The organism is Prevotella sp. S7-1-8 (assembly GCF_000758925.1).
Classification (GTDB): Bacteria; Bacteroidota; Bacteroidia; order Bacteroidales; family Bacteroidaceae; genus Prevotella.
In genome coordinates, this window is sequence record NZ_JRNC01000049.1 from 1 (window position 1) to 12094 (window position 12094).

Below are 12094 nucleotides of genomic sequence, written 5' to 3' on the forward strand. Positions count from 1 at the left end.
CCCTTGTATGCCTTGATAGCATATAACCATAGTTCAAATGGCATCCTCAATTATAAGCCAAAAGCAGGTGGCAAACATCGTTTCGAAATGTTTGCCACCTGCTTTTATAAAATAGATGATACAATGTCAGTTGTTAACAGAGCCACCCACAATATCAAGCAATTCATTGGTGATAGCCGTTTGACGGCTCTTATTAAACTGCAAGCTGAGTTCCTCAAGCAATTGGTCAGCATTGTCAGTGGCAGTCTGCATGGCAACCATTCGGGCCGCATGCTCCGAAGCTACACTGTCAAGCAACGCTGTATATACCATCAAATGCAACATTTGAGGTACAAGAAGAGACAAGACTGTCTCCATGTCTGGCTCCACAATAAAATCGTCGTTAAGCCCGATTACCGCATCTTGATTACGCTTAGTGGCAACCTTGTTTCTCTTACGCAGATATTCTTGAGCCTTAGCCGTGGCTATAGACGAACTGAGATCTCTGTCATTATCCGCGCCAATAGCTTCCGTACTTAGGTCGATAGGCAAGAATGTCTTGCGTGTAAGAACTTGAGAACCAGCACTCTTAAAATGATGATATATCATCTCCACTTTGTCGTACTCGTTGTTGGCGAACTTGTTCGATATTTCTTTGGCAATTCCGTTACATGCGTGAGCGTTAGGCTTGTCGGCGAGATCTGTAAAATCACCCGCAGACTTACAGCCCATCCTCGCTACCTTTTCAGCTATCTTACGGCCCAAAGGATAAATCGTGATATCGGTGATGCCCTGCGCTTTGTATTCCTCAACAACTTGCTTCGTCATACGAATGACATTACTATTAAATGCGCCACACAACGAACTGTTCGATGAAAAGACTAACATCGCCACACGTTTTACCTCTGCACGTTCCTCCTCGAAAATGGTTTGGGTACCTGGCATAGATGCCAAGAATGCCTTTAATATATGTTCCATTTGCTCGGAATAAGGCAACATATTATGAATTGCCATCTGCGCATGGTGTAATTTGGACGAGGCTATCATCTTCATGGCACTCGTAATCTTACGAGTGCTCTGAACAGACATCTTGCGGGTTTTTAGCTCTTTTAACGAAGGCATAAGCTATTTTATTCTTATTTCTTGAATTGGCCTGTAATGTTTGCCATCACATCCTCTATGACTTTGACGCCCGACTCTTCTAATTTGCCTGCCGCCAAACTATCAATTACATCCTGATGCTGTGAGCGCATCTGATCTAAAAATTGTTCTTGACATATACGAACCCGCTCCACTGGAACATCATACAAAAGTCCATGCACGCCACAATAAAGAATAGCAATCTGTTCGCCCACTGGCATTGGGCTGTATTGGGCTTGTATGAGCAATTGATTGTTCTTTCGACCGCGGTCGATAGTCATTGCCGTGACTGGATCCATGTCGCTCGCAAACTTAGAAAAAGATTCCAATTCCCGATATTGCGCCATGTCAATTTTCAAGGTTCCCGCCACTTTCTTCATACTCTTAACTTGAGCCGAACCACCCACGCGAGATACTGAAATACCAACGTTGATGGCAGGACGAAAACCTTGATTGAAGAGGTTGGTCTCAAGATATATTTGGCCATCAGTAATGGAAATAACGTTTGTTGGGATGTATGCGGAAACATCGCCTGCTTGCGTCTCGATAATTGGCAATGCCGTGAGAGAGCCTCCACCACGTACATGTCCGCGCATACACTCTGGAAGGTCATTCATTTGCTCGGCCACCTCTTGCTGATCGTTTATACGAGCGGCGCGCTCCAACAAACGAGAATGAAGATAGAAAACATCGCCGGGATAGGCCTCGCGACCCGAAGGACGACGAAGTATGAGCGAAACTTCACGATATGCGACAGCCTGTTTTGAAAGGTCGTCATACACCACTAACGCATGATAGCCTCTGTCGCGAAAATACTCACCAATGGCGGCGCCCGCCAATGGCGCATAATATTGCATGGCGGCAGGGTCTGCGGCGGTGGCACTTACAATGATGGTATAAGGAAGCGCACCGTGCTCTTTCAATGTTTGCACCAAAGTAGCCACCGTGCTGGCTTTTTGACCAATGGCTACATATATGCAATACACGGGCTTGCCAGCTTCGTAATTGCCCTTTTGGTTGATTATTGTGTCAATCGCAACAGCGGTTTTGCCTGTTTGACGGTCGCCAATGATAAGCTCACGCTGTCCGCGGCCAATAGGGATCATCGAGTCGACAGACTTCAATCCTGTTTGTAAAGGCTCTTTCACGGGTTGGCGATAGATCACACCTGGAGCCTTACGATCCAATGGCATCTCAAAAGCCCCTGTCAAATCCAAATCGCCCTTGCCATCAATAGGCTCGCCAAGAGGATTGACAACGCGCCCCAAGAAACTATCATTAACACGTATAGAAGAAATGCGATGGGTGCGTTTGACGGATTGCCCCTCCTTAATGCCCCTGGTAGGACCCAAGAGCACGCAGCCCACATTGTCTTCCTCAAGGTTCATGACAATAGCCATGGTGCCATTTTCAAACTCAAGCAATTCATTAGCCTCGCAGTTACGAAGACCATAAATGCGCACCACTCCGTCGCTAACGGTGAGTACAGTGCCAACCTCATCAAACTGCTCGTTGGCATTGATGCCCTCAAGTTGCCTCAGAAGAACCTCTGACACTTCGCTTGGTTTTATTTTATCTGACATTGTTTTGGTTTAAATTTTTAAAGCCGCACGCTTTGATCTAATCATGATTTGACGCGGCGATTTTATTTTTTCAATTGAACAAGGATGTTGTTGAGCTTTGATTTAACGCTCGCATCCATTCTGTAGGTGTCGTATTCCAAGATGAAACCGCCTATGATGTCAGGATCAATCTCGGTATTAAACTCTACAGTCCCATTTGTTTTGTGCTCTACCATCTGCTTCATCTTCGTCTCAATTTGATCAGATACAGCGACGGCGGTAATAAGTTTACCACGAGTAATGTTGTTTTCTCTGCGATAGAGCGTGATATAAGACGCAGCCATGAGTTGAAGCATTTCTTCCCTTCCCTCTTTTAACACAAGGTGGAAAAAACGGCGAGTCTGTTCACAAATATTGCTGCCAGCGGCAATTTCAACAATATCTTGCTTTTTCTCTTTGCTCAACATTGGATTGTCTATGGTAAAACGCAACCGCGGCACTTGCAGGTAGCTGTTGTAGAGCACCTGCATTTCTTGGTACACCTCTGTATCCTGTTTCAATGCCATGGCACTCTTAAGGAGCGCGCGAGCGTATCTTACCGATATTACACCTAAATCCATAGACTATTGTTTTATATCATTTCTCTCATAGGCAGAAACCTCTGCCAGCAGTTTGTCTATCAAATCCATCTGCTTGTTTTCGCCCGAAAGCCTCTCACGAACCACTTTCTCAGCTATCTTTACTGATAATTCGGCTATTTGTGAACGGACCTCGCGAATGGCTTGCTGCTTGGTCAACTCTATTTCCGCCTTGGCATCGTTGAGTAGACGCGCGCCATCCTCTTTCACTTGATCTTGAGCTTTCGCAACAATAGCATCACGAGTAGCAGTGGCCTCTTTTAATATCCGCAACTGCTTCTCGCGTGCCTCCTGCAGAATGGATTCGCCTTCTTTTTGTATATTGGCCAGCTTTTCATTGGCTTCATGAGCCTTTCGAAGACTGTCGTCAATGAAGTTCTTACGGTCTCTCACCATATTGGTGATGGCAGGGAATCCCCATTTCCACAGAACGGCAAGCACTACAAAGAAGACTATCGTCATCCAAAATAGCAGACCTGTACTTGGCATTAATAAATCCATACGCAGCGTTTATATTGTTCAGCGATTAAATGCAAAGGAACGCAACCACTACCGCAAACAACGCGACACCCTCTACCAAAGCTGCGGCAACAATCATATTGGTAAAAATCTTGTTCATCACCTCCGGTTGGCGAGCCATGGCGTCCATAGCCTGGCCACCAATACGACCAATACCAACACCAGCGCCTACGGCAGCGATACCTGCGCCTAATCCAGCACCTAACTTTGCAATTCCATCCGCAGCGGCAGCCAATAATAATGTTGAAACCATAATTGTAAATTTTTAATGTTATTATTAATTATTGTAGTTTTATCGATTCTATTTTGATTTTACGCCCATTATTTGACACTCCCATTCATTCACTCTGATTTCGCTCTTGCAAGTCCGATAAATATAGAGCTTAACATGGTGAAGACCATGGCTTGAATAAAGCAAACCAATAACTCAAGACACATCATAAATATGCTCATGAGGATACTTAGAAAAGACATCCCATAGAACGTGGCTCCACCAATAGCGGCGACAACAAATATAATACATGTCAAAGATAAGGCTATTGCATGCCCAGCCATCATGTTTGCGAATAGACGGATCATCAACGCAAACGGTTTGGTAAAGATACCAACAAATTCTATGATAGAAATGAGTGGGAACACTTTCAGAGCCATTGGCACATTTGGCCAAAACATATCTTTCCAATAGTGTTTCGATCCACTAAATTGAGTTATGACGAACGTACAAAGCGCCAAGAAAAAAGTCACGGCAATATTACCCGTCACATTGCCTCCACCCGGTGGGAAAGGGATAATACCCATTAAATTGCATGTTAGGATAAAGAAAAAACACGTTAACAAGTAAGGTGAATACTTTTCATAGCCATCCCCTATCCCCGGTTTTACTATGTTGTCCTCGACATAGGTCACCAGCATCTCTATAAAACCGGTGAAACCGCCCGGCGCGAGGTCGGTTGGCTTATGCTTGTGATACCAACGCGCAGGTATCAAAACGACACATAAAAGGATAATGGCATCTATGAGCATCACCGCTACGGTCTTGGAAATAGAAATGTCAAAGGGGCGGATCTCTTCTCCATTCCGCAACTCCATTATTTTACCAGCGTTGTCTCCTTGGGTGACAATGGCAAGGTTGTAAGGCCCTTTTTTATAGCCATTGGCATCTGCTTCCTCCGCGAATTCGCTTGTGCTAAAGACATGCCAACCAGTTGAACTTTTAACGATAACAGGCAGATGAATGACGATTGGTTTGCCACCGATATCAGTGATATGCCATTCGTAAGAGTCTTTGATGTGCCCTACCACAAGCTCTGAAGTGTTTAGTTTCCCCTCGTCCTTGCTTTCTGCGTTAACCGGAAGGAAAAGGGCGAGGCACATCAACGTGCAAACAATCAAATGAATGTATTTCATTTAGATATATTATTAATGTTTTATTTTCAGCGAAACACCCATCATCACGATATACATGAGTATTACCATTAAGGCAAAAACTCGAGACTCAGCGGCGCTTTTCGATATAAACAGTATGTATATTCCTACAAATGCCAGTATTGAGACAATCCTTGCAACCGCCAAAATCATATAAAATTGGGGCAAGTTTGCCGGGCAATGTTTCTTGACATAATTATAACCCACAATCCATATCGCACCAATTGCCGTAAACAACAAAGTGCATATTATTAGGGTTAGTGAGGATACCATATACATTTTTACATCAAATCACCCCGTGACATCTAAGCATTTTTTCATCTCGCTCATACTTTTGTACATGCTTAAAGTGTTTATGATAAAACAAATTGACTTTTGAATAGGCAAAAATGGTATCTATAAATATCCCCTGTCCCATTGGTTTTATAAGATGCCCTCAACGTTGTTTTTGGGCAAGTATATACCTTTTTATAAATTAATAAACGTTTTCGCCTAAATTATCAATCATCAACCTATGTCATATTCACGAATCTTTTCAAGCTTATCATACCTCTACGCACAGGTTTACCTCATTTTGTTTAACCTCGACGAAGCCACCTTCAACGTTAAATTGCTTTGCCTCCCGAGAAGTGGCATATTCCACTTTACCTTCAACAAGCGCGGAAATAATGGCGGCGTGATTATCAAGTATCTGAAACCTACCCTGCATTCCAGGCACTGTCACGCTTTTCACATCACCATCAAATATCACTTTTTCCGGAGATACAATTCTTAATTTTAGCATAATCGAATATGGTTTGATTGGCCAAAAAAATTATTTATTGGCCTGTTCCATCAGTTTTTTGCCCTTGGCAATAGCGTCTTCTATAGTACCTACGTTCATAAAGGCTTGTTCAGGAAGGTCGTCCACCTCTCCGTCAAGGATTGCGTTAAAGCCTTTTATTGTATCTTCCACGCTAACCATGATACCTGGCACACCGGTGAATTGCTCTGCCACTGCAAAGGGTTGAGACAAAAAGCGCTGTACACGACGTGCTCTACTTACGACAAGCTTGTCCTCATCAGAAAGCTCATCCATACCAAGAATTGCAATAATGTCTTGCAAATCATTATAGTGCTGGAGTGTTTCTTTCACCCGTTGAGCGCAATCATAATGTTCCTTGCCGACAATCAGCGGATCAAGAATGCGAGACGTACTTGCCAATGGGTCGACAGCGGGATAGATGCCCAGCTCCGCAATTTTACGATCCAACACAGTAGTAGCGTCAAGGTGGCTGAATGTAGTGGCAGGCGCAGGGTCCGTCAAGTCGTCCGCAGGCACATATACTGCTTGCACAGACGTAATAGAGCCTTTCTTGGTTGAGGTAATGCGCTCCTGAAGTGCTCCCATTTCAGACGCAAGTGTGGGTTGATAACCAACCGCTGATGGCATTCGCCCTAACAATGCGGAAACCTCCGAACCAGCTTGCGTGAAGCGGAATATGTTGTCTATGAAGAACATGATGTCCGCAGGACCACCATCTTTTCCACCATGATCGCGAAATTCCTCTGCCACGGTCAGTCCAGACAGTGCCACGGAAGCGCGAGCCCCAGGAGGCTCGTTCATTTGTCCGTACACCAATGTAGCTTGCGACTTGTCAATCTCGTCAGGGTCCACTAAGGAAAGATCCCATTTACCCTCCTCCATGGCTTTCTTAAATTTCTCGCCATATCTGATAACGCCCGATTCGAGCATGTCTCGAATTAGGTCGTTGCCTTCACGGGTACGCTCGCCCACGCCTGCAAAGACAGAGTAACCATCATGTCCTTTCGCTATATTATTAATGAGCTCCATGATCAACACTGTCTTTCCAACGCCAGCTCCACCAAAGAGTCCGATCTTGCCACCTTTGAGGTAAGGCTCCAACAAGTCCACAACCTTGATGCCTGTAGTCAGTATTTCCTTTCGCGTAGACAACTCGTCAAACTTTGGTGGCTGCCTATGTATAGGGTAGCTGCCTTTCATGTCGAATTCTTTCATGCCGTCAATGGGCTTGCCTATAACGTTCAACATTCGACCCTTAATCTGCGAGCCTGCCGGCATTGTTATCGGACTGCCTGTTGGGATTGCCTCCAAGTTGCGCTGCAAACCATCAGTAACGTCCATAGCCACACAACGCACGGTATCCTCGCCAATGTGTTGCTGTACTTCAATAATTAGCTCAGCTCCATCAGGTCGTTTCACTTTGAGAGCCTCGTTGATTTTTGGCAATACCTTCTCGGGATCTTGTCCCTGGGTATCAAAATAAACATCGACCACGGGACCAATAATCTGGGAGATGCGTCCTCTGATTTGTGACATAAGCTATTGTTTATTATTAGTTATTTATAGATTCGATTATTTGATTAAAGTATATTTCAGATTTCTGACTACAAAAATACATTTTAAATATTACAAGCCAAGAGGTTTTAACATACTTTAATCCTCCTGCTATATACTAAGCTCGTCCAACACTTTAATTAGTTTCCTGTCAAATGGTTTATCCGAGCGGATGGCCTCCGAAAGCGGAACGTAAACCACCTCGTTGTTTCGTATGCCGACCATGACATTTCGCTGCCCTTGCATAATAGCCTCTATCGCTCCAGCCCCTGTTCTGCTGGCAAGTATTCTGTCATGGGCAGAGGGGCGGCCTCCACGCTGCAAGTGTCCCAATATCGAAACTCGCACATCATAACCCGGGAACTCTTTCTTCACGCGGTCAGCGTAATAAATCGCGCCACATTTAGGACTTTCCGAGACAATAACTATGCAACTCCTTTTTGATTTACGAATACCTCGCTCCATAAATTGTGCCAATTGGTCCACGTCGGTAGAATCTTCCGGAATAATGGCTGCCTCCGCTCCACTAGCAATGGCGGCGTTCTGAGCGAGGAACCCAGCGTCACGTCCCATCACCTCAACAAAGAATATCCGCTCATGACTTTGAGCGGTGTCGCGAATGCGATCCACACATTCCACAATAGTATTCAGTGTGGTATCATATCCAATTGTAGTATCTGTGCCATATAGGTCATTGTCAATTGTACCGGGTAGTCCAATGCAACAAATATCATATTGGCACGCAAACTTCATAGCTCCCGTGAGAGAACCGTTGCCACCAACGATCACCAACGCGTCGATTTCTTCACGTTGCAAAGTGTCAAAAGCTTTGGCCCTGCCTTCTTCCGTGACAAAATCCTTAGAGCGCGCACTTTTCAAGATTGTGCCACCCTGCATGATGATACCCGAAACATTTTCTGTTGTAAACGGCTTTATTTCGCCATTTATTAGCCCATCGTATCCACGATATATACCTTTTATTTGATAACCATTGCATATACCTGCACGTGTCACGGCGCGTATAGCCGCATTCATGCCGGGAGCGTCACCTCCCGAGGTGAGAATACCTATTGTTTTAATTTTTGCCATGTTATTATATGTTCTATTCTTGATACTTATATTTATATTTATGTTAAAGAAGAGTTTTGTTGTTCTGACTGCACGATTTTCAACAACGAAATTTTATACATGAGGCAACAGCAAGACAGCCGTACCTGCCAACAGTTCCTCTCCCGGCTTTCCACCCAATATTTCCAAAGTGCCAACTATCTCGCATCTTCTCCATTCTCATCAAGACAAGTCCAACGACAGAGCCTACCGTATACAGATTACGTCCTACCGACGCCGTAAAAGCCACCATCTTCAAATATGCCATGTTTAATTCTGGCAAGGATTGCAACGCGAAATAGCTTGCGGCCGTGACAATATCATCATGCGCCGCGCTTACTATTCCATCGCCCAAACCAATCAGCATGCTCGAAATGCCATTTGTTTGCCCCCCAAGGCCCAGATCTATCGCCATGCCTGTTTCTTTCACGACACCTATACGCCATGGCATTTTTTCCCCGCCGCGGGGTTTTAACAATTGCGCGATGAAGTCGAGACTCCCATTGTTCTCTAAAATTTTCACTGTTGTCATTGTGGCAAGCAAAAACGACACTATCTCACAAGCCCGACCTACGTATTTCGGAAAAAGATTATTGGCTACATACATTTTCACCAATCTGCCATCCGTCACCCTCCCATTCAGGCAATTGGCATGCTCAGACGCATGTTGGCGTGTCAAAAAATCCGCTCCATAGCCAATGCACAGCGCCCATGCCACCGCGCAAACAAAAATGGCGACAGCCGCTTTGTTCACCTTGGTGATGTTTTCTGTGTCAATAAGTAGATACACCAAAAGCAATATACATACAATAACAAGAGTCATCAAACTTATTCTTTTTGTGTTACCTATGCATCGCAAAGTTAGTAAAATATCTAAGAAACAACAAGCAAACTTGCCTATTTTTATTTCCGTTTATACATATTTATGGTATAATATGATTAGACGCAACAAGAAAATTATTTAACAAGGAGCGACAAATATCGTCTGGCCAACACTTTCGTGCGACTACCATCATCTGTTCATCAAGAAAGAATTACAATGAGGACAAATTATAATTAGACATTCTTTCCACCCACAACGCGCCTCGCCCCCAATGCCCCGCCAACTTCCATGTTAGCATCCAGCGCATTTATGACATGCCTATTATTTCTTTGTTTCTCATGAGCATCTTATCAAGCGTTTTTTATTCTTTTTGCCTAAATTGCAAAGGCGTATACCCAAGATTGTCTTTGACATATTTTCCAAAGAAGCTCGAATTGGAGAAGCCAGTCTTGTTACTCACCTCTTTCACGCTCAAAGACGTGTTTCGAAGATAGTAGGCAATGTCCGCGAGTGTATATTCCTGTATCCATTCCTTAGCCGTTTTGTGAGAGTTTTTTTTGCAAATCATCGTAAGATACTTAGACGATATGCATAATTGCGAGGCGTAATATTCCACCGGTTGATGTTTTATCTCGGCCGTTTGAAGCAGCTGCAAAAAGCGATTGAACAACGACACATTCTGCTTGAAAGTTTCAACGTGTTCTCCTGTCTGTTTTTTTAACAGTCCACATAGGCCAATGAGCGAAGCGCTTAAAAGTTCTTTCATCATTTCCTTGCGGAAAGAAGAATTGTATTCCTCATCATCTTGACGCAGACACATGCCTATTAGATCATATACTTTGTGGTAGATGTCTATCTCCTTTTGGTTCAAATCGATTATTTTCATCTTCTGAACATAAGCAAAATCATTCCACACATTGATATATTGCCTAAGATAAACTTGCAAAGCGCGATTGGTAATGCACAATGCCACATATTCAAAATCAGGCGTAACCATCATCTCGTCAAGCACCGTCTCAGGCGGACAGATACACACTTGGTTGGCGCGCACCTCAAGGGGCGCACCGTTGATGACCGTCTGAAGACGTCCGTGCGTACATATAGCTATAATGTTCATATTGGGGCGAATGGCACCCCGCTTGCTTAGCAGCTTGACATTGTCTATTATAATAAGGTCATCGTCCAAGTAGTCTGGCTGTGCCAACGCAACGTTTTTCCCAATTGAAAACAATCTGTTTGTTTCAGACTTTATTTGTTCATTCATAATATCATATTTCATATCTTTTGCACAAAAGTAGGCAATTTGTTCCAAAAAAAATGTATTATTTTGGAAACATAATGTGTGTTTTCGGATTATATTCGTTTATTTGGCAGTATATTTCCCTTTTTAAACATCGAAAACTAACATTTTAAGATTAATTTTACACTCAAAAATAAAAAAGAAGAACAAAAAATAGATTATGAAATCAGTTGTATGTAAAATTGTATACGGTTCCATGATATTTTTCGTCATGGGTTGTTCTCACAAAAACAAGCAAATAGACAATATTGTAAATGTCAAGACCATGACTGTTAGCAGATTGGGGATTAGTGAAAACTCCAGCTATCCAGGCACTATCGAGGAGGTCGACGGCACGTCACTTAGTTTCTCAACCGCCGGCACCATCAAGGCATTATACATTCATGAAGGCCAACAGGTGTCCGCGGGGCAAATTATCGGTGTCATCGACGCGTCCACCTCTACCAACGCCGTAACAATGGCCAAAGCCACAACCAACCAAGCTCGCGAATCCGTTCGCCAAGCGGAGGATGCCTATAGACGCATGAAAATGCTGCACGACAACGGCTCATTGCCAGAGATTAAATGGGTTGAAGTGGAAACAAAGGTGTCACAAGCCAAACAAATGCTCACTCAAGCTCAAGCCGCGGAGCAGATAGCCCGCAAGGGATTGAGTGACACGCGATTGAAAGCGCCTTTCAGCGGATATATCGTCGGGAAGAATGCAGAGGTGGGGCAAAATGTGATACCTGGACAGCCCATAGCCAAATTGGTGAGGATTGACCAAGTCAAGGTTAAAATCAGCGTTCCGGAGGAAGACCTTTCACACATAAACGTTGGCCAGACAATCACTTTCAACGTGTCTTCTTTGGGTAAAGAGAATTACACCGGAAAGATTACCGAGAAGAACGTGTCTGCCGATCCCATCTCTCGTGCCTATACCGTGAAGGCCTTGGTAAACAACGCCAACCGCAAATTGCTGCCCGGCATGGTATGCGACGCGTACATACATGACACCTCAACGCAAGCAACCGGCATCACGCTGCCTGCCAATATCATCCAGATAGACGTTGACAACAAGCCATTTGTATGGGTGGTCGAGAAGGGAAAGGCCGTCAAACGCATGATAACGCTCGGCAACGATGCAGGCGAAAATATTGTAATTGAAAGTGGACTGAACGAAGGCGAAAAGGTTATAATAGAGGGACAGCAAAAAGTTAGCAATGGCCAAAAGGTCCGCACGCTATAAAACGCGTCTTCCCA

Annotated in this window: 12 protein-coding genes; 1 reads left to right on the plus strand and 11 read right to left on the minus strand. The window is 44.1% G+C overall.

The window, feature by feature from the left end:
* Positions 1–126: 126 nt before the first annotated feature.
* From HMPREF1640_RS08165 to HMPREF1640_RS08215, 11 genes are all read right to left on the minus strand, one after another.
* On the minus strand, positions 127–1101 hold the full coding sequence (locus HMPREF1640_RS08165; protein WP_036893820.1) for a F0F1 ATP synthase subunit gamma: 975 nt from the start codon (positions 1099–1101) through the stop codon (positions 127–129).
* 14 nt (positions 1102–1115) lie between these two features.
* On the minus strand, positions 1116–2702 hold the full coding sequence (atpA, locus tag HMPREF1640_RS08170; protein WP_036893821.1) for a F0F1 ATP synthase subunit alpha: 1587 nt from the start codon (positions 2700–2702) through the stop codon (positions 1116–1118).
* A gap of 62 nt (positions 2703–2764) precedes the next feature.
* The gene (locus HMPREF1640_RS08175) at positions 2765–3301 is read right to left on the minus strand and encodes a F0F1 ATP synthase subunit delta (RefSeq protein ID WP_036893822.1); all 537 of its coding nucleotides are present in this window, start codon (positions 3299–3301) and stop codon (positions 2765–2767) included.
* Between the two features lie 3 nt (positions 3302–3304).
* The gene (atpF, locus tag HMPREF1640_RS08180) at positions 3305–3820 is read right to left on the minus strand and encodes a F0F1 ATP synthase subunit B (protein ID WP_036893823.1); all 516 of its coding nucleotides are present in this window, start codon (positions 3818–3820) and stop codon (positions 3305–3307) included.
* Between the two features lie 25 nt (positions 3821–3845).
* Complete coding sequence (gene atpE, locus HMPREF1640_RS08185) at positions 3846–4091, minus strand: ATP synthase F0 subunit C (protein ID WP_036893824.1); 246 nt, start codon at positions 4089–4091, stop codon at positions 3846–3848.
* 89 nt (positions 4092–4180) lie between these two features.
* Positions 4181–5245 (minus strand): F0F1 ATP synthase subunit A, encoded by a 1065-nt coding sequence (gene atpB, locus HMPREF1640_RS08190; protein WP_036893825.1) that lies wholly within the window; start codon positions 5243–5245, stop codon positions 4181–4183.
* A gap of 562 nt (positions 5246–5807) precedes the next feature.
* Positions 5808–6047 carry an ATP synthase F1 subunit epsilon gene (gene atpC, locus HMPREF1640_RS08195; protein ID WP_036893828.1) on the minus strand — a complete coding sequence of 80 codons (240 nt, stop codon included), beginning with the start codon at positions 6045–6047 and terminating at the stop codon, positions 5808–5810.
* A 30-nt stretch (positions 6048–6077) separates the two neighbouring features.
* Positions 6078–7604 carry a F0F1 ATP synthase subunit beta gene (atpD, locus tag HMPREF1640_RS08200; RefSeq protein WP_036893830.1) on the minus strand — a complete coding sequence of 509 codons (1527 nt, stop codon included), beginning with the start codon at positions 7602–7604 and terminating at the stop codon, positions 6078–6080.
* A gap of 129 nt (positions 7605–7733) precedes the next feature.
* Positions 7734–8711: a 6-phosphofructokinase gene (gene pfkA, locus HMPREF1640_RS08205; protein WP_036893831.1), complete on the minus strand. Its 978-nt coding sequence runs from the start codon at positions 8709–8711 to the stop codon at positions 7734–7736.
* A gap of 79 nt (positions 8712–8790) precedes the next feature.
* Positions 8791–9552, minus strand: coding sequence for a hypothetical protein (locus tag HMPREF1640_RS08210; protein ID WP_036893832.1), 762 nt, complete (start codon positions 9550–9552; stop codon positions 8791–8793).
* Positions 9553–9913: 361 nt separating this feature from the next.
* The gene (locus HMPREF1640_RS08215; RefSeq protein ID WP_197051501.1) at positions 9914–10816 is read right to left on the minus strand and encodes an AraC family transcriptional regulator; all 903 of its coding nucleotides are present in this window, start codon (positions 10814–10816) and stop codon (positions 9914–9916) included.
* 196 nt (positions 10817–11012) lie between these two features.
* On the opposite strand from HMPREF1640_RS08215, the gene HMPREF1640_RS08220 reads away from it, so the two are divergent.
* Positions 11013–12080 (plus strand): efflux RND transporter periplasmic adaptor subunit, encoded by a 1068-nt coding sequence (locus HMPREF1640_RS08220; protein WP_156098759.1) that lies wholly within the window; start codon positions 11013–11015, stop codon positions 12078–12080.
* Positions 12081–12094 lie beyond the last annotated feature (14 nt).

What these genes read in the sequence shown, in the direction of transcription:
- atpE (WP_036893824.1), bottom strand. Translation starts at nt 4,091, where the DNA reads ATGGTTTCAACATTATTATTGGCTGCCGCTGCGGATGGAATTGCAAAG.
- HMPREF1640_RS08220 (WP_156098759.1), top strand. Translation starts at nt 11,013, where the DNA reads ATGAAATCAGTTGTATGTAAAATTGTATACGGTTCCATGATATTTTTC.
- atpB (WP_036893825.1), bottom strand. Translation starts at nt 5,245, where the DNA reads ATGAAATACATTCATTTGATTGTTTGCACGTTGATGTGCCTCGCCCTT.
- atpD (WP_036893830.1), bottom strand. Translation starts at nt 7,604, where the DNA reads ATGTCACAAATCAGAGGACGCATCTCCCAGATTATTGGTCCCGTGGTC.
- atpA (WP_036893821.1), bottom strand. Translation starts at nt 2,702, where the DNA reads ATGTCAGATAAAATAAAACCAAGCGAAGTGTCAGAGGTTCTTCTGAGG.
- pfkA (WP_036893831.1), bottom strand. Translation starts at nt 8,711, where the DNA reads ATGGCAAAAATTAAAACAATAGGTATTCTCACCTCGGGAGGTGACGCT.
- HMPREF1640_RS08165 (WP_036893820.1), bottom strand. Translation starts at nt 1,101, where the DNA reads ATGCCTTCGTTAAAAGAGCTAAAAACCCGCAAGATGTCTGTTCAGAGC.
- atpF (WP_036893823.1), bottom strand. Translation starts at nt 3,820, where the DNA reads ATGGATTTATTAATGCCAAGTACAGGTCTGCTATTTTGGATGACGATA.
- HMPREF1640_RS08215 (WP_197051501.1), bottom strand. Translation starts at nt 10,816, where the DNA reads ATGAATGAACAAATAAAGTCTGAAACAAACAGATTGTTTTCAATTGGG.
- HMPREF1640_RS08175 (WP_036893822.1), bottom strand. Translation starts at nt 3,301, where the DNA reads ATGGATTTAGGTGTAATATCGGTAAGATACGCTCGCGCGCTCCTTAAG.
- atpC (WP_036893828.1), bottom strand. Translation starts at nt 6,047, where the DNA reads ATGCTAAAATTAAGAATTGTATCTCCGGAAAAAGTGATATTTGATGGT.
- HMPREF1640_RS08210 (WP_036893832.1), bottom strand. Translation starts at nt 9,552, where the DNA reads ATGACTCTTGTTATTGTATGTATATTGCTTTTGGTGTATCTACTTATT.